Consider the following 18485-nt stretch of genomic DNA (forward strand, 5'->3'; position numbering starts at 1 on the left):
TAGTGTACGATCACCGCCCTGTTTAAGACTACATAACCGCAATTGTTGTGTGTTTACCTAACCGTTTAAGTGCAAGCAGCGGCAAGCTGTTTACACCTATTTGGTGTTCTGTGTTGAGGTTTGTTACTGGCCAAACTCTTTAAATGTGAAATAGTCTAGGCCATTATGCTGAATTATTATTTTAATACACATTAAGTTTTCGCCATGTGTGTAAACGATGTGTAAACGATGTGTAAACAAAAAATAGGTGTATAGTTAACATCTATTTCTTGAGTTTCAGCACTCATAAATATATCAATCTAGGTGCTTAATAGCAATGTTTACTTGGCTCTTAGTACTATGGTCGTAAACTATTGTTTATAGTCCGAATAGACGTAATGATAGCAATATAACTGGTTACAACAGCGCGTTCAAAATAACAATCTTTTGCCGGCGATACCTTGGACAAATAAGCATTTAAATTGACTTACTTAGGTGTTAGGTTAAGAATGTCGGCACTTTTTGCTATGCTACTATTAGCTATATTGATAACAAGTGAACGAATTATTCACTTTTTCCGTTTACTCGGATACTTTACACATAGGAGAGATATTCATGTCTACAAAGACCGCCACCTTGAAAGCGGGTGAAATAGAAGTTGAATTCCCAATTTTGGAGGGTACCGAAGGACACTCTGTCATTGACATCAGAAAATTGGGCGCCAGCGGATACTTCACATTCGACCCGGGTTTTATGGCGACAGGCTCATGTGAATCATCTATTACGTTTATTGACGGCGCTAAAGGTATTCTTCTGCATCGTGGCTACTCAATTGAAGACTTAGCCAGGCATTCAAGCTACTTAGAAGTGTGCCATATGCTGCTGCATGACGCGACGCCCAACGCTGAAGAATTTCTAGAGTTTCAAGACACCATTACTCGCCATACTATGGTGCATGAGCAATTAAATATGTTTTTTCACGGCTTTAGAAACGACGCTCACCCCATGGCTATGCTATGCGGGACCGTAGGCGCAATGTCATCTTTTTATCACAGCGACTTAGATGTAAAAGATCCTGAGCAACGTGTACGCTCGGCGCATCGTCTAATCGCCAAAATGCCAACGCTTGTAGCCATGTGCTACAAATACAATGTGGGTCAACCCTTCGTTTATCCGCGTAACGATTTAAGCTACGCTGCTAACTTTTTGAACATGATGTTTTCGGTACCCGCGGAAGAGTATAAAATAAGCCCCACGGTTGAACGCGCCATGGATAGAATATTTATTTTGCATGCTGATCACGAACAAAACGCCTCTACTTCTACGGTAAGATTAGCGGGTTCTTCTGGCGCAAACCCATACGCGTGTATTGCTGCAGGCGTTGCTTCGTTATGGGGACCAGCGCATGGGGGTGCAAATGAAGCATGCTTGAAAATGCTTGAAGAAATTGGCACGGTTGACCGTATCCCTGAGTTTGTCGCCCGTGCAAAAGACAAAGATGACCCCTTCAGATTAATGGGCTTTGGCCACCGCGTTTATAAAAATCATGACCCACGCGCCACCGTTATGCGCGAAAGCTGTCATGAAGTATTAGCTGAAATGAATGTTAAAAATCCATTGCTACAAGTAGCAATGGAGCTAGAGCGTATCGCCTTGAGTGATCCTTACTTTGTAGAAAAGAAACTTTTTCCAAATGTAGATTTCTATTCTGGCATAGTGCTAAGCGCAATTGGCATTCCTACTAATATGTTTACTTGTATATTTGCATTGGCAAGAACGGTCGGGTGGATTTCTCACTGGCATGAAATGTTAAGCCAGCCGGGTCAAAAAATTGGCCGTCCGCGTCAGTTATACACAGGTCATAGCAAACGCAATTATAGCCCGATTACTAAGTAAACTGGCTTAAATCAATGAAAATGGCGCTTATGCGTCATTTTTTTGTGTCTTAACCTCTACAAGCGAAACTAATTGGTCAAGACGTAAATCGACATAAAAGTAGGGGCAAATATGCATAAAACCACTAAATATTTAGGCTACGCTGGGCTAATACCCTTTGTAAGCATGCCAATACTGGTAATGATTGGGCTTGTAGATGCTTACTTAGGCTACCTACATTTCGTCCAATATTCGGCTATTATATTGTCGTTTTTTGGCGGTATTCACTGGCTTGACGCCATTCAGAATAGGCGCAAGGACCATCAATTGTTCGTATCTATGCTGCCCAGTATTGTTGCTTGGCTATCGCTAATGTTTTTGGATGGCACTATGTTATTAAGTGTGTTGTCGCTTAGCTACATAGGTATTTTGCTTTATGATAAGTACGTACTGGCGTTGGAAAAAGATATTTTGATGGATTACACAAAAATGCGCATGCAACTAACGACCGTAGTGGTGCTTAGTCATTTGTTTATGGCGTATAATTAGGATAGTCAGTGGGTATATCTGTTAATCCGCTTTGATGAGGCAAACAGCCATACCCTTTATATTAGTAAAATAGACATATCTTTGTTAGGCGTATTAAATGACATAACGCACGCAGTCTAATCAATAATAAGCGCAGCTAACTCTTTGGTTTTTTCCTCCATTAGCGCTTTATTCTGCCTGCTTTCCACATTCAATCGAATGACAGATTCAGTGTTAGACTTACGCAAATTAAAGCGCCAGCTACCAAACTCCATGCCAATACCGTCTGTTCTATCAATCACATCAGCTTTATCTTCATAGTGAATAATTATTTTCTTTATTGTGGCTCCCGCGTCTTTTACCACATAGTTAATTTCTCCCGATGATGGGAATTTGGCAATGCGCGCTTTCACAAGTGATGATAAAGGCAACTTTGCTTTGCACAGTAGTTCTGCGACCAACAGCCATGGGATCATGCCTGAATCACAGTAGGCAAAGTCTCTGAAATAATGATGAGCACTCATTTCCCCCCCGTATACTGCATCTTCTTTGCGCATACGCTCTTTTATAAAAGCGTGGCCTGTTTTCGATTTTATCGCTTTTCCACCAGCGGCTTTAATAATATCTTCGGTGTTCCAAAATACTCTTGGATCATAAATTATCTTAGCGCCCTTATTTTTATCTAAGAAAGCTTTTGCGAGCAGACCCACAATATAATAACCTTCAATAAATGCGCCGGTTTCGTCGAATAAGAAACAACGGTCAAAGTCACCGTCCCACGCAATGCCCATGTCAGCTTTGTGCTTAATAACAGCCTCAGCAGTATCAACTCTGTTTTCAGGCAACAAGGGGTTTGGAATACCGTTTGGAAAGTCTCCATCTGGATTATGATGTACTTTTATAAACTCAATAGGCACATTTTGATGCGTAAAAAACAGCTCAAGCGCGTCTATTATATGCCCTGCACTGCCATTGCCCGAGTTGACCACAAGTTTGAGCGGCGTAATAGCAGATATATCGATGTATTCGTTTAAGTGCAGCACGTAATCATTCACGCAACTTACACGCTCGTATTGTTTACTTGCTAGCAGCACGATCTGCTTTACGGAATGAGCACCTTTTAAAAAATCTTCATTGTTGACTAAGCCATTTGCACAAAAATGCATCAATTGCTTATGTACAAGCACCTCGTCGTATTTCTCGGCTAACACTTTTATAGCGTTTAAGCCACTGTCACCGCTGATGGGCACTGAGCCCGCCTTGACCATCTTTAGACCATTATAATTAATCGGGTTGTGACTCGCGGTAACTTCTATGCCACCATCAACGCCAAGGTGCTTGGTGGCAAAATAGATTTCTTCTGTGCCTGCACTACCAATATCAAATACTTTTGCACCGCCGTCGATAATACCCGCACTTAACGCTAACTTTAGTGGCAAGGATGTTTTGCGTGCATCACTGCCGACCACGACCGTCTTTGCTTGTAAATTTTCAGCAAACGCACGCCCTACTCTATAGGCTACCTTTTCATCGAGCTGAGTGAGCAATTCACCGCGTATATCATAGGCTTTAAAACAGGTAATTGGGGTCATTAAGGACTTCTTTTAAACGTGCAGATAATAGGTTGTTGCCATACTAAAAAAGATAGCAGTGTGTTGCAAATTGTTTTGCCTTTTTTCAAACGGCTTTAGCCATACATAAGCGCAGCAAAAGCTGATAATATAATGTTTAATATCAACTGTATCGTTAGTTCCCTAGGAGCAGTATGTCTTATCAGCAACGTTTTTCTGGTCTTGCCCGGTTATATTCAATCCAAGGCCTAGATAAACTGCAAAAAGCCAATGTATGTGTCATTGGTATCGGCGGTGTTGGCTCTTGGATAGCAGAAGCACTGGCGCGCTCAGGGATAAATCAACTGACCTTAATTGACTTAGACGATGTTTCTATTAGCAACGTGAACAGACAAATTCACGCTTTGGACTCTACCCTAAATCAAAGTAAAATTGAGATAATGGCGGCACGGATTCACGATATTAACCCTGATTGTCAAACACAGCTTATTGAAGATTTTGTCACCCCTGACAATGTAAGAGACTATATTAATTCAGAATTTGACGTGGTAATTGATGCCGCCGATAGCGTCAAGGCCAAAGCGGCAATAGTTGCACACTGTAAACGTCAAAAGATTAAAGTAATATGCTTAGGCGCCGCTGGGGGCCAGTGCGATCCTTTGAAAATTACGAGGGGTGATTTAGCTAAGACAATACAAGATCCTTTGCTAGCAAAAGTGCGCTCTGATTTACGCCGATTTTATAATTTCAGTCAAAACCCTAAGCGAAATTTTGGCGTTGAGTGCATATACTCGACTGAGCAGTTGAAATATCCAACTGAGACAGGCGGCATCACCCAACAAAAGCAGCGCAGCGACGGCGCAAATAAAATGGACTGCAGCACTGGTTTTGGTGCTTTTGTGGGCGTTACCGCAAGTTTTGGGCTCGTTGCCGCGAGTCGCGCTGTTGATTACATTGTCAACAGTAAAATTTGCATAGCGTCGAAATGCTAGTTTTATATTAACCTTGTGCGCGCGTTAAGTTAGCCATTTAGGCAAGCTTGCCTGCTTTATGTTTTTTGACATCCAAATAAAGCGTCACAATTAACCAAACGCAGATAACACCAAACAGCATATAGGTATTCTCTGCCATAGCCATTACTTGCTCACTGAGTACGGCTGTGCCAGCAATAAGCAATAAATAGTACGGCAAGTTAAATAAGCCCGCAAACGCCACTATTTTTATTGATTTTTTTCGCGCGCCTTGTGCAAACATAAAAAAAGCCAGGGAATTAATATGGATCATCGCCAGCAGTAGTCGCGATAGTTTAATCGGCATGCCGTCACCTTTAAGGATCGCACTTTTATCGCCCTTAGAGTATCGCCCCAACATAAAGTTAATAATACTACCCACCGTTGCGGCTGCAACCATCGCAAACGTGAGCGAGCCGATATCTTTTGCACTAGGATTAGCCCCTACAACAATAAGCACCGCAAAAAATTGACCGGGAAAATAGAAGCCAACGTAAATGATAGACTCAAGCAGAATAATTAAAAAAACTAGCCAAAAAACACCCTCAGTAAATGACGATTTCATCCACTCAAGCAGCTCCAAACCCGGAGGAATAACACCAAACTTGACTAATAAAGCAATGAGGGACAGCGCCAGTAGTGCGCTAATAGGAAGTATTGATGCATATCTCATATTTTAACTTATTAATTAAAGCTTAACTAAAAGTACTCAAGATCTTTAGTATTGGATTAAATAACTTGGTTACCACTTTTTAATATAAGGCGCAAACTAGCAATATTGCAGTTGAAAAAAGCGTTGACACTTTATATCGTTAATAATTTGGAGCGGCTACTATAGTTCTTTAATTTATAATAAAAGCAGCAAATCTCACACTTTACAAAGTATCACATTAACGCAAAATGTATAGTGGCATTGGATGGGCTATGCGCGGCTTTATTTAAACAATCGAGACTTAAAAACAAAGGACTGTTATTCTTAATTTTTTTAGCATTAATTATAAAGGGAAACAATGGCAAACATTAAACGAAAAGAAACTAAGCAGCGTATGAGTAGAATTGTTATTCACCAATCAACCGTGTATTTATGTGGTCAGGTTGCCGCTGACGCAAATAAAGACATCGAAGAACAGACTCATACCATGCTAGAAAAAGTAGATACTTTACTAATAGACGCTGGCAGCGATCGTCAACATATCCTATCAGCCACAATTTACATAAAAGATATGCAAGACTTTGCTGCCATGAATAAGATCTGGGACAGCTGGGTACCTGAAGGATATGCCCCGGCCAGAGCGTGTGTGCAAGCGTCGATGGCAAGGCCAGAGCTGCTCGTTGAAATATCGGTCGTGGCGGCGCAAATTAAAGACCAACAATAGTGGGTGGCATTTCAAATTTACGAACATATTTTACAACACTGCTAAATTGCATTACCGTAATAAACATCATTCATAAGTAAATACACATAAATGAATAAGGTACAACTTCAAAAGTTCATGCAAAACATTGCCAGTAATGCCGTGCTGGCCACTAAATAACACTTCGACCTCGATTTGGACTGTTCAATAGAAAGTTTAGCGATAGTTGATATTACTATCGAAAATTATTTAGACACGTTCAAAGCGCTGGCTTTAGAGGACAAAGCGGTGTTCACTCTTAGTAACATTTATGGCGCTTATATAGGCGCAGTCTTTTTGAAATGCTGTTAGTAAGACTAAGTAAATGCGCTAAGGTGAAGTCCAATCTTTAATCAGATGCACAATATAGCGGCTTTGCCTCAGGTAGATTAGGCCACAAAATATCATGAGTAGCGATATTCCATGCGTTATCGAATACACAAAGTTAATTTCCTGAAGCATATATAGCTGAATAGCCGCATCAAACAGAAGTGCGCAGTACAAGTACAAGCCTAACCATCTAAACCATAAGTGGTGCCCGTTATGCCATAGTATTGTTCGCTTACTCACCAAGTAAAGTGCAAGTAAAGCTGGCAATATAGGCGTGAACGATAAGTAAAAATGGTAGGGTAAGGGATAGAAAATGCGTAATAATCTTTCACTGTCTTCTCTAAACGACAAAGAAATTATTAGAACGATGAATCCTCTACATACAAATAACAATAATATGTAGACAAAAATGGGCGGCTTCAACCGCCCTGCTTCGTCATAGTAATGCAATGGGTATTTTAGCTTCATAGGGCATAGAGGCTTAGTCGTTAATCATGCTTAGGCTCTTACTTGGCCATCTCCATTCACCAAAAATTTCTCGGCTGTTAGCGACTCCAATCCCATGGGACCGTATGCGTGCATTTTGGTGGTGGCAATGCCTATTTCTGCGCCTAAGCCTAATTGACTCCCATCAGAAAAACGCGAAGATGCATTTACCATAACAACGGATGCGTCGACACACTGTTGAAACAGCTGACTGGCTGGCTTATCTTCAGTGCAAATAACTTCTGTATGGTTGCTACCAAAGGTATCAATGTGGCTTATCGCGCCTTCAATATCGTCAACAATACGCACGGCAATCTCTAAGCCTAGATATTCATGGCCAAACTCAGTGTCGGCTAGCACAGTAGGACTGTCAAAATACTGAGCGGCGCGTTGACAGCTGTTTATTTTCACATTCTCTTTGGCCAAGGCAGCACTTGCCAAAGGCAAAAAGTTTGCTGCTATATCTTTATGCACCAGTAAACCCTCAAGCGCATTACATACACCTGTCCGCTGTGTTTTGCCGTTTAACAAAAGTGCAACTGCTTTGTCTATATTGGCGTCTTTATCAACATATAAATGACACACACCTTTATAGTGCTGAATAACAGGTATTAAACTGTTTTGGGTCACAAAGTTTATTAAACCTTCACCGCCGCGTGGAATAATGACGTCTATGTACTCTTTTTGCTTAATAAGCTCTAACATAAGTGCGCGATCAGGATCGGGCACGACCGTAATAATCGCTTCAGGCAAATTATGTGCCTTTAATACAGTCTGCATGGCCCCGGCAATTGCTTTTGACGAATGCAATGCCTCTTTACCACCGCGCAGTATAACCGCGTTACCTGACTTAAAACATAGCGCACCAGCGTCGGCGGTCACATTAGGCCTTGCTTCATAAATCATACACACAACGCCAAGGGGTATACGCATCTTTGATATTTTAATACCGTTTGGACGCGTTGTTATGTCACGTGTTTGACCCACCGGGTTAGGCAGTGAAGCAACCACCTCTATGCCCTCAGCCATGGCATTAATACGTGCTTCATCTAATAATAACCGGTCTAACATAGCGTCGTCCAAACCATCTTCTTTGGCCGCCTGCATGTCTTGTTTATTAGCCTCAAGGATGACAGAGAAATTGCTTCTTAATTTTGCCGCCATTTCTAATAGAATGACGTTCTTTTGTTGTTCGCTTAACCGAATGATGGTTTTTGCTGCTGTAGCCGCGTTTTTGGCCAAAGTTGTTATCATACTCATGAATTCTCCAGCACAGCCAAGTGCTCATCTGAAATAATTGAATTATGTAAAAGCGAAGAGTCTTTGTCTAATCTACTGCGAATATCATCATCAGCCAAGTAGTTTAGCAAACAACTGCTGTAATTCACTTTTGCTTTTGCAATTTTGTTGCCTTCGTCGTCGCGCAATAAAATAGTGTCCCCCACAGAAAACTCACCTTTCACTGACACGATCCGGGCACTAGTTACGCCATCTTGATAATCGTCAGATTCACATAAAGGTTCACTTAAAACTACCTCACCGCATTCTCTAACACTGTGAGTCATCCAGTGTAGGCCATCAGCCATAGGTTTAGCATGCGCTAAAAAATGCGATCCGGGATTGAAGCCTGAGGTTAATTGTTCAAACGATTTTGGATCGAATCCGTCAACAATATAGGTATCGATACCATGACTTGTAGCTTTTTCAGCCGCCTCAATTTTAGTGCGCATCCCGCCCGTTCCTTGAGCGCTTGTTGCACCGCCTGCCATGGCATAAATTTCATCGTTTATATGCTCAATAGACGTCAGTTTGCGAGCATCGGCGTGCTGCTGAGGATTCTTATCGTACAAACCATCTACATCGGTTAGCATAATAAATGCGTCAGCGTCAACGGAACTGGCTACCATAGCGGCTAGGTTATCGTTATCGCCTACTTTGCGATCGTCTGAGGTTACGGTATCGTTTTCATTTACGATAGGCAAAACATGGTGTTCCAACAGCGCCTCAATGGTATCGCGAATGCTGTCAAATCGTTCTTTGTTACGGATATCATCATTAGTAAGCAGTAATTGCGCAGTAGGAAAATCGAATAGCTTATCCCATACTTCCATCATGTCGGACTGACCTGCTGCGGCCATAGCACGCTTTAATGCTACCGTCATTGTCTGGGTATCGAACCATTTTCGTCCGGCAGCTACCGAGCCTGAGGAAACAAGCACAACTTGTTTACCCTGTGAGCGGCACTTGATAATGAACTGCGCAATAGCCAATAGGTTATGTGAGCTACAACCATTATTTTGAGGCGCTATAAGGGAGCTTCCCACCTTGATAACAACTCTTTTTTTATTACTAATCGACATATATCCTCTTATTTGATTGCTTTAAACGGTTTTTATAATAAATAGTTAGTGTTCTACTAATTATTGTCGACTATTTTTCATATTATATCAAGTTTTATATCGATTTAAGCTTATAATCAGCTGCTTATCTATAATTTTACTAGAGTTGTAAATAATAGCGCTATACACATTCAAAAATCGCTTACAACAAGTCCTTAAGATATAATCCTGCCATTAAGCTAGAAAAATGCATTATTACCATCTTTACGGTATTATCTATACAAACCTAATAAAGTGTCAAGATCCAGTGCGTTTCATTCGTTTTACAACGCGCTGCAGTACTCATCACAGCAATTATTAAATGGCCAGCGCAATGACAGTTAAAATACACACTCCCAAACAAACAACAACGATGGAAATACCCGTAAAAACCCTCAGTAGCGACTTTATGAACAGCGGCGGTAGTAATGGCAGAATTGGGTTCATCAGCCTTGGCTGTCCAAAAAACCTAGTCGATTCGGAACGGATTTTAACGCAGCTAAGAACCGAAGGTTACGATGTTGTGCCAAGCTATGAGAACGCCGATTTGGTCATTGTAAACACTTGTGGGTTTATCGATTCAGCGGTTACAGAGTCTCTTGATACCATAGGCGAAGCCTTGGCCGAAAATGGAAAAGTAATCGTGACTGGTTGCTTAGGGGTCAAAGAAGACGAAATACGCCAAGTACATCCAAATGTGCTTGCGGTAACCGGCCCGCACGCTTATGAAAGCGTGGTTGAACAAGTGCATCAGTTTTTACCAAAGCCATTGCATAATCCTTTTTTACATTTAGTACCAGACCATGGCATAAAGCTAACCCCTCGACACTTTGCCTATTTGAAAATTTCTGAAGGCTGTAATCACCGCTGTACTTTTTGTATTATTCCTTCAATGCGCGGTGATCTGGTGTCTAGGCCTGTTGGGGAAGTTCTCAATGAAGCTAAACGTTTAAAAGCGGCAGGTGTCAATGAGCTGCTCGTAATATCTCAAGATACTAGCGCTTATGGCGTTGATGTAAAATACAAAATCGATTTTTGGGACGGTATGCCAGTAAAAACGCACATGCAGCAGTTGTGCGAAAAATTAGGCGAGCTGGGCATATGGGTACGGTTGCACTACGTATACCCCTATCCTCATGTAGACGACTTGATCCCACTTATGGCGCAGGGAAAAATACTCCCTTACTTAGACATACCCTTCCAACATGCAAATAAACGCATATTACGCCTTATGAAGAGGCCCGGCAGCGCAGATCGGACCATAGAACGGATTAAAAAATGGCGCGAGATGTGTCCCGACCTGGTTATTCGCTCAACCTTTATTGTGGGCTTTCCAGGCGAAACTGAGGAAGAATTTGAAGAGTTACTGCAATTTTTAGAAGACGCGCAGCTAGATCGCGTAGGCTGTTTTAAATATTCACCGGTAGCAGGCGCAACTGCAAACCAGTTACCCAACCCTATAGATGAAAGCGTTAAAGAAGACCGGTTACAACGCTTTATGCAGGTTCAGTCGGTAATTAGTGCGCAGCGCTTGCAGGCACGCATTGGCAATGAATACTACGTTATGGTTGACGAAGTTACCAGCGAAGGCGCTGTCGCCAGAAGCTTTGGAGAAGCACCTGAAATTGACGGCGTTATTCATATAAATAATGAACATGACTTAGTGCCGGGCACGCGTCTGTGGGTAGAAATTATCCATGCCGACGAGCACGATTTATGGGCAGTGCCAAGCGAAGAGCAAGACTAAGCTAGGTGCTGATTCAGCCGATCAAGATCTTCAGGCGTGTCAACGCCATGAGGAGGGGCTTGCTGCGCTATTGCTACGTGAATATCAAAGCCATGATAAAGCACTCTGAGTTGCTCAAGTGACTCAATCTTTTCGTAGTGGCTAGGCGCAAGCTGAATGTACTGATGAATAAATGCGGCTTTGTAAGCGTATATTCCCACGTGTCGGAAATACGCACTTTCATGCATTTGTTGGGTATTTTGCATCCAACGCCGGTCATACGGTATGGGTGCTCGTGAGAAATAAAGGGCTTTACCATTTTTAGCAAAGTTCACTTTTACCACATTGGGATTGTCTAATTCAGATTTTGTACTAATAGGAAAACACAGCGTTGCCATTTGCATGTTCGCTTGCGTTGACGCGACCATTAGGTTTTTGGCAACTTGAGCAATATTTTGAGGCGGAATAAAGGGCTCGTCGCCCTGCACGTTTACCACGATAGTATTGTCGCTAAGTCCATGCTTAATTAATACCTCAGCAATACGCTCAGTACCAGATTCGTGCTGAATTCCGGTATAACAAACCTTACCTGAGAAGCTTTCTACGACATCGCCAATGCGCTTATCGTCGGTGGCAACAATTACCTCTTGCGCCCCGGCTGCAACACTGCGCTCATATACATGCTGGATCATAGGCTTACCTTGGATCAACGCAAGCGGCTTACCGGGAAAACGAGTAGAACCGAATCGGGCGGGAATTACCACTATAAATGACATGGATATTATCCTGATGAATGCCTTAGCATCATGATTTTCTAATAGGCTGATTTTGTGCTGTTTTAACTTTTGGCTTTTAGGTTTAAGCTTAAAGCGCTAGCGTAAAGCTTCAATTTCATCGAGCGATAATGTTCTTGCTTGGTTTTCTAGCAATACCGGGATGTTGTCTTTAATTTCATACGCTAAACGATCAAATTTACAGACTAACTCTTGCTCATCTTTATTCACCAGTGTAGTTAACATAAGCTCCCCTTTGCATGCTGGACATGCAATGATTGCCATTAATTTTTTGTCAAATGCCATTTTCAAGTTCCTGTATATTAATAAGATGAGTCGTAGATACTTAGCCCACACCTTGATGTTAAAAAGTATCACTGCCTTGGCGTTATTGCACGTTTTTTTACTAGCAACTGAGATTTCGCCTGAATTCTGTCTTCGATCAACGTATAAAAATCATCATCAATAGTCGCGTCAATACGCAGATACCACGCATTTTTATGAATAAAACCCATACATTTAACCGCGTCTTTTTCAGTCATCAGCACCCACCCGTTTGTCGGCAGGTCGTCTTGGGTGAACTGATGATGATCGGCAAATGAAATCGTCCTATCCAGCTTAAGCTGCATATTCTCTAATGTATCGAAAAAGCGCTTTGGATCGCCTATTCCTGCAAGCGCAGTAAAAACAGTATTTTCACCTGCACGTTTAACATTCACGGCAAATTCAGCTAAGCTTTTTTTTTCTTGCGTATTTACGTTTACCCAGCAAGAAGGCTGCAAACGCATTTCAAAGGCCGTCATCACTGAGTCAAAATTGGCCTTGCTTGACTTTTTATGCGCCGAAAAACCAATGTTATGCACAAGAGCATCAACCGTCTTCAAACGCCAAACACCCTCTCGTAGCGGGCCCATTGGCAACAAATAGCCATTGCCTACACCGCGTTTGTCAAGCACGCAAATTTCAACGTCTCGTTTCATTGCATAATGCTGTAATCCGTCGTCACATATTATTACGTTGGCAGCTGTATTTTGCTCAATGAACTTAACGCCTCTAGCACGAACGGGATCAATTACCACTATGCACGGTGCTCGTTTACTAATTAATGCAGGTTCATCGCCGACTAGCGCGGCAGAATCATTTTTGTCTACCAAACAGGGAAAGTTTGTCTGGCTGCCGCCGTAGCCTCTTGATAGAACAGCCAGTGTATAACCTTTATTTCGCAAAGTGCTGATCAGTGCCAGTACAAGTGGCGTTTTACCATTTCCGCCAACACCGATGTTTCCCACTACAATGACAGGAATTGATGCTTCATTAGACGCAAACAAACCCGTGCGAAATAAAAAACGCCTGGTAGAAGATAGCAACCAGAACACGAAAGTAAGCGGGAATAAGCACCACACCCATTTAGCATTGGAATACCAAGCACTGATAAGCTTTGTTGTCATGTTATTCATTCTTTGTCACTAAAGGCGAAGCCGTTAAGATGCAGAAAACTGTAGCGAATGAAGCTGTGCATACATGCCATTTTTCGCCAGCAGCGCCTTGTGGTTGCCAAATTCTAAAATTTCACCGTTTTCTACCACTAAAATTAGGTCAGCATTTTCAATAGTTGAAAGTCGGTGGGCAACTACAATGCTGGTGCGAGAGCGCTGCAGTTCGTCTAGCTGTTGTTGAATAAACTTTTCTGACTCGGTGTCAAGGGCAGAAGTGGCCTCATCTAGCAGTAATATAGGCGAGTCGGCTAATATGGCTCTGGCAATAGCGATTCGCTGGCGTTGTCCACCTGACAGCATAAGCCCATTTTCGCCCACAATAGTGTCAAAGCCATCGTTTTGCTGTTTAACAAAGTCTGTTACATGTGCCATATCTGCTGCTCTTATAATTTGCTCTCGGCTTACCTCACCTTCCTTGCCATAGGCAATGTTGTTGGCAATAGTGTCGTTAAACAATACAACCTGCTGCGAGACTAAGGCAAATTGGGCGCGCAGACTGCGCAGGGTGAATTCATTAATGTTAACATCGTCAAGCATTATTTGCCCCGAGTCTGGAGAGTAAAAACGTGTCAGTAAGTTTGAAAGCGTCGATTTACCGCCGCCAGAGCGCCCTACTAAGGCAACGGTTTGTCCAGGCTCAACGTCAAAGCTCACGTTCTTAATAGCGGGATCTTTTCTAGTTGGATAAGTAAACGTAACATTTTGCAGGCTTAATTTTCCGCTTGACCGAGCCATTACCTTTTTCCCCGTGTCGGTCTCGTTTTGGGTGTCAAGTACAGCAAATATGCTGGCGCAAGCCGCCATACCTTTTTGAAATTCAGTGTTTACGGTGGTTAACTGTTTTAAGGGCTTAAGCAACATTACCATACACACAATGACGTTAATAAAGATACCCACGGTAAGCTCTTCAACCATCGAGGGTAAACTTGCCGCAAACAACACAAACGCAAGAGCAACCGAAGCAATAATTTGAATAGATGACACACTGAGTATTTGAGAGGTTACCAACTTCATATTTTGTAATCTGTTTTGATTGTTTCTATAGGCAAACTTGTCTGCTTCATATTTTTGACCGTCATGCATAAGGACTACTTTATGTCCTTTCACTGCTTGTTCTACACTGGCAGTTAAGGTCCCCATTGCCTGCTGTATAGCCTTGCTTACTATCCGAAAACGTTTGCTGACAATAGACACGATGAGGCCTACAACCGGCCCTATTAAGAAAAAAATAAGCGATAATTTCCACGAGTAATAAAACATAACCGCGACTAGGCCCAACACGAACATGCCGTCTCTGACTAAGGTCAGCATTGCTTTGCCGGCCGCACCACGCACTTGTTCGGTATCAAAAATGACTTTAGAAATAAGACTGCCTGAAGAGTTATGATCGTGATATTCAACCGGTAAGTGAATAAACTTTTCAAACAACTCTTGGCGCATTTTCATGACCACTTTAGTGCCTATGTACTCAAGCGTATACGAGCCCATGAAGTTGAAAATACCTCTTAATAAAAACAGTGGCACTATAAACAAGGCGGCGGTTTTTAAATAATCGTAGTTCCCTATATTAAGGCTTTGATCTATCAAAGGTCTTACTTGAGAAAACACAAAGGTGTCAACTCCGGCATACCCAACCATGCCTAATACTGCAAAAAAAAAGAGAAGCTTAAACGGCTTTATGTAGCTGAGGAACCGGCGCAGCACAGCTTTAGACTGGTTTTTTTCAAGCGCAGCACTGACATTCTTGATAATGGGAGATGGTGACATTAACGAAATAACCTGATTTATAGCCTTGCTCTAGTTTACCTTTTTTTCATGCTTTTAGGCTAACTTATTGATAATAACCATAGACAAGAGTTCAAATATCGCCATGTTTAGACTAAAAAGAACATAACGTTTGATATTAATAGTTAAAGGCACCGTTCACGGTAAGTAATTTTACCTTGCTTTAAAAAACCACCTTGGATATTCATCTTCACGATAAGATGACACCACAATGTCGTTCTGCGTAATCGTGATGTTTATTCTGCCGTGCTGCCCTGTCACATATACCTTTGCATTAACACTTTTGTAGCGATTGACAACACTTTGAGCAGGAAAACCCCAGCGATTATTATTACCACTTGTAAACACCACGTATTCTGGCGAAACAGCACTTACGAATTTTGCTGTGGAGGAGGTTTTACTGCCGTGGTGAGGTGCAATCAATATGCTACTGTTAAGTGAGTTTGTATCTTTATACATGGCGACAATTTGTGCTTCGCTTTGTTTTTCAATATCGCCCGTTAACAAAATAGAGTGCTCGCCTTTATGCAATTTAATAACACAGCTATGCCGGTTTTCATCGCCTGAAATAGGCTTAAGCGGCCACAAAATCTGCGCCTCAAACCCTAAGAAGTTAGCCACACCCGATGGATGAAGTGCCAAGAAATCTTGTCTATTACAGCCTTTTTGTGGCGATAGAGCCTGCCCAATTTCCAAATGCTGTTTAATGATGTTAGCTCCACCCGCATGATCATTGTCTAAATGACTTACTATGAAATACTTGAGCTTATTTATGTTCTCATGTTTAAAAAATGGCAGCAATACCGAATTTGCCATACTAAAACCCGCAAACGAACCGCCGGTGTCATATAGCATTGTGCCATTCTTATCTTTTATAACAATGGCACTGCCTTGACCCACATCCATAGCGTACAAATGCGATTTATTTTCTGAAAATGCGTGTTTATCAATAAATTTTTGATGAATGACACACACACCCAATATACTAAGCACTAGTGGCATTTTGCCATTCCATGGGGGTAATGTTATGAGTAAAAATGCTAGTACTATGCCGGGATGAGTTAGCCAAGCCATGCTTTTTTTGACCCACAGTGCCGATTGCCAATCTTCACCCAAGAATTGCGATGTGCCACCATCAAGCCAATTTAATAACAAGAATGCATATTCAAAACAAGTATTAATTAGCCAATATATGATAGCAACATCAAAACCTATAGCGACGATAATAGCAGCCACCAAACATAGTGGTACCAGCACAAAAGTCACAAGGGGGATCATAAATAAATTAGCAAAAAACGAAACGACTGGCAAAGATGAAAACGTGAACGCTATTAACGGCAGAGTAATTACACTTATAAATAACTGTAGTTTTATAGTGTGCATAAATTTACTCACCAGTGAGGCGTTTGCTGGTAGTTTGAAACGCCAAAGAAAAAGCATGATAACTAACACCACTGTAAAGCTTAACCAAAAACTAATCCCCAATATTGAAAATGGAAAAATAATAAAAAAACTGCTCAGCAAGATCAACAGAACGTTCGGCATTCGCCAATGCTTGGCAAACATCACAAGTGTGGTCCAAAACAACATGGTGAATAGTGCTCTCATTACGGGAATTTCAAAGCCCGCTATATAAGCATAAGCAACACAAATGCTGCAAGGTAACATGAGCAAATGTGGTCTAAAACTAACGCTCATGACTACATTAGGATGAAGCGCTGATGCAAAAAATAAGCCTTTACCAATAAGAAATGTGAAGCTAAACACGATCCCTAAATGCATTCCCGATATAGCAAATAAATGCGCGGTGCCAGTGCGTTGCATTAAGCCCCAATCATCTTTGGTTAACATTCTCCTGTCACCATAGCTTAAGGCTAGTATCCACCTAATATTAGGTAAATCATGCTCTGAAAGTAGATTCACGCTACGCTGCCTTATACTTGAACTTTGCGAAATAAATTGATTGGAAGGACTTTGCCTTACATAGCCAAGCGCAGTTATATTTTTACTGCTGAGCCACTGCTGATAATTAAAACCATCTGGGTTTGCCAGACCTGCAGGCGGCTTTAACCGTATAAACAATCTCACGCTGTCTCCCTGCTGCAGCGATAAGCGTGGCGAATACCACGACAGCCTTACCTTTGGTTTTATAATTTGCGTTTGCTCGCCTATTTTATCAATGACAAAGTTAAATTTAATCGCGCGCTGATCAAGCGCGCTTGATTGCTTAGCGCTATCTTTAGCCGGTGATATACCATGCAGGTTATTAGCTGGCAGGGGTGCTAATAAACTAACCACCTTACCCTGTACAATTAGATTGTTGTTATATAAGTCATTATCAATTTGCCATGAAAGATAATAGTAGCCGCAAAAGCTTGCCCATAAAAAACCGACTAATGTTCCTGCTGCAAGGGCCGAAGATCTTGTAAGGACTACAAATAAGAGCGCAATAATTGCTAAAGCAATGAGTGATATTTGCGGTAAACTAGGCCATAATGTGCTGCTTAAGAATGTTATTATAAAACCAAGCAGAGTTTTTTCACTCTTCGTCATTTGCAGGTACCTGAGAAAACAGCCGTGAGCATAATAAAGAACTTAATCCGCCGTTTTTCACCCAGCCAACATACGGTGAAGAACCACAAGATGCTAAAAGTATTTGGCACAATGCTACACGACCCAAATTTATGGTTGCTTAATCGTCGCTCCGCTAAGGGCGCTTTTGGCATTGGGCTTTTCTGCGCTTTTTGGCCAATTCCTTTTCAAATGGCCCTGTCTGCTGCACTTGCCATTCCAATGCGCGTTAACCTACCCTTAGCTATTACGACCGTGTGGGTATCAAACCCTATTACCATGCCACCGCTATTCTACTGTGCTTATTTGGTAGGAAGTACTGTACTTGGGACTGAAATGTCGCATTTTAATTTTGAGCTAAGCTGGGCGTGGTTGGGGCAATCTTTAACCACTATGGGGCCTGCCTTTTTACTAGGCTGTCTTATCTGCTCACTAGTGGCTGGGGCTATCGGATACTTTTCTTTGGAGTTAGTGTGGCGCTGGTCGGTCGTAAAAGCATGGGAAGAACGCAGGCGTATGAAACGCGAAGATGTCTAAAAATGTACCCGTCAAAGTTTAATGAACTGAGACAATAACTTGCTGG

General features: G+C 41.9%; 16 protein-coding genes. 6 read left to right on the forward strand and 10 right to left on the reverse strand.

Annotation, left to right across the window (positions count from 1 at the left end; translation table 11 throughout):
* Nucleotides 1-594 precede the first annotated feature (594 nt).
* The gene (locus GPUN_RS05020; protein WP_006004122.1) at nucleotides 595-1875 is read left to right on the forward strand and encodes a citrate synthase; all 1281 of its coding nucleotides are present in this window, start codon (nucleotides 595-597) and stop codon (nucleotides 1873-1875) included.
* A gap of 111 nt (nucleotides 1876-1986) precedes the next feature.
* On the forward strand, nucleotides 1987-2403 hold the full coding sequence (locus tag GPUN_RS05025) for a DUF3429 domain-containing protein (RefSeq protein ID WP_006004124.1): 417 nt from the start codon (nucleotides 1987-1989) through the stop codon (nucleotides 2401-2403).
* Between the two features lie 116 nt (nucleotides 2404-2519).
* Here GPUN_RS05025 and GPUN_RS05030 read toward each other — a convergent pair whose 3' ends face one another.
* Entirely contained in the window at nucleotides 2520-3974 is a 1455-nt protein-coding gene (locus GPUN_RS05030) for a phosphohexomutase domain-containing protein (protein WP_006004126.1), read from the reverse strand.
* A gap of 173 nt (nucleotides 3975-4147) precedes the next feature.
* On the opposite strand from GPUN_RS05030, the gene tcdA reads away from it, so the two are divergent.
* A complete protein-coding gene (gene tcdA, locus GPUN_RS05035) occupies nucleotides 4148-4945 on the forward strand; it encodes a tRNA cyclic N6-threonylcarbamoyladenosine(37) synthase TcdA (RefSeq protein ID WP_006004133.1) in 798 nt (265 codons plus the stop codon).
* A 37-nt stretch (nucleotides 4946-4982) separates the two neighbouring features.
* Here tcdA and GPUN_RS05040 read toward each other — a convergent pair whose 3' ends face one another.
* Nucleotides 4983-5636 (reverse strand): hypothetical protein, encoded by a 654-nt coding sequence (locus GPUN_RS05040; protein WP_006004135.1) that lies wholly within the window; start codon nucleotides 5634-5636, stop codon nucleotides 4983-4985.
* Between the two features lie 337 nt (nucleotides 5637-5973).
* Here GPUN_RS05040 and GPUN_RS05045 point away from each other — a divergent pair, with 337 nt between their 5' ends.
* On the forward strand, nucleotides 5974-6339 hold the full coding sequence (locus GPUN_RS05045; protein ID WP_006004138.1) for a RidA family protein: 366 nt from the start codon (nucleotides 5974-5976) through the stop codon (nucleotides 6337-6339).
* A 348-nt stretch (nucleotides 6340-6687) separates the two neighbouring features.
* Here the strand turns inward: GPUN_RS05045 and GPUN_RS14760 are convergent, their stop codons facing one another.
* The 3 genes from GPUN_RS14760 to proB are packed head-to-tail and all read right to left on the reverse strand — an operon-like array spanning nucleotide 6688 to nucleotide 9533.
* Nucleotides 6688-7155 carry a DUF2919 family protein gene (locus tag GPUN_RS14760; protein ID WP_006004142.1) on the reverse strand — a complete coding sequence of 156 codons (468 nt, stop codon included), beginning with the start codon at nucleotides 7153-7155 and terminating at the stop codon, nucleotides 6688-6690.
* A gap of 30 nt (nucleotides 7156-7185) precedes the next feature.
* Nucleotides 7186-8433, reverse strand: a complete 1248-nt coding sequence (locus tag GPUN_RS05050; RefSeq protein WP_006004143.1) for a glutamate-5-semialdehyde dehydrogenase — start codon at nucleotides 8431-8433, stop codon at nucleotides 7186-7188.
* On the reverse strand, nucleotides 8430-9533 hold the full coding sequence (proB, locus tag GPUN_RS05055) for a glutamate 5-kinase (protein ID WP_006004144.1): 1104 nt from the start codon (nucleotides 9531-9533) through the stop codon (nucleotides 8430-8432). The genes GPUN_RS05050 and proB overlap by 4 nt, the downstream gene beginning before the upstream one ends.
* A gap of 352 nt (nucleotides 9534-9885) precedes the next feature.
* Between proB and rimO the strand changes: the two genes are divergently transcribed.
* Entirely contained in the window at nucleotides 9886-11298 is a 1413-nt protein-coding gene (gene rimO, locus GPUN_RS05060; RefSeq protein ID WP_040520365.1) for a 30S ribosomal protein S12 methylthiotransferase RimO, read from the forward strand.
* Here the strand turns inward: rimO and kdsB are convergent.
* The 5 genes from kdsB to GPUN_RS05085 form a co-directional block, all read right to left on the reverse strand.
* Nucleotides 11295-12053, reverse strand: a complete 759-nt coding sequence (kdsB, locus tag GPUN_RS05065) for a 3-deoxy-manno-octulosonate cytidylyltransferase (protein ID WP_006004146.1) — start codon at nucleotides 12051-12053, stop codon at nucleotides 11295-11297. The two genes, rimO and kdsB, sit on opposite strands and share 4 nt — an antisense overlap.
* A 96-nt stretch (nucleotides 12054-12149) precedes the next feature.
* Nucleotides 12150-12356 (reverse strand): Trm112 family protein, encoded by a 207-nt coding sequence (locus GPUN_RS05070; RefSeq protein ID WP_006004147.1) that lies wholly within the window; start codon nucleotides 12354-12356, stop codon nucleotides 12150-12152.
* A 68-nt stretch (nucleotides 12357-12424) separates the two neighbouring features.
* Nucleotides 12425-13498 carry a tetraacyldisaccharide 4'-kinase gene (gene lpxK / locus GPUN_RS05075; RefSeq protein WP_006004148.1) on the reverse strand — a complete coding sequence of 358 codons (1074 nt, stop codon included), beginning with the start codon at nucleotides 13496-13498 and terminating at the stop codon, nucleotides 12425-12427.
* A 33-nt stretch (nucleotides 13499-13531) separates the two neighbouring features.
* Entirely contained in the window at nucleotides 13532-15313 is a 1782-nt protein-coding gene (gene msbA / locus GPUN_RS05080) for a lipid A export permease/ATP-binding protein MsbA (protein ID WP_006004149.1), read from the reverse strand.
* A 171-nt stretch (nucleotides 15314-15484) separates the two neighbouring features.
* Entirely contained in the window at nucleotides 15485-17884 is a 2400-nt protein-coding gene (locus GPUN_RS05085; protein ID WP_006004150.1) for a DNA internalization-related competence protein ComEC/Rec2, read from the reverse strand.
* Nucleotides 17885-17914: 30 nt separating this feature from the next.
* Here GPUN_RS05085 and GPUN_RS05090 point away from each other — a divergent pair, with 30 nt between their 5' ends.
* On the forward strand, nucleotides 17915-18439 hold the full coding sequence (locus GPUN_RS05090; protein WP_040520367.1) for a DUF2062 domain-containing protein: 525 nt from the start codon (nucleotides 17915-17917) through the stop codon (nucleotides 18437-18439).
* Nucleotides 18440-18485 lie beyond the last annotated feature (46 nt).

The organism is Glaciecola punicea ACAM 611 (assembly GCF_000252165.1).
GTDB classification, from domain to species: Bacteria; Pseudomonadota; Gammaproteobacteria; order Enterobacterales; family Alteromonadaceae; genus Glaciecola; species Glaciecola punicea.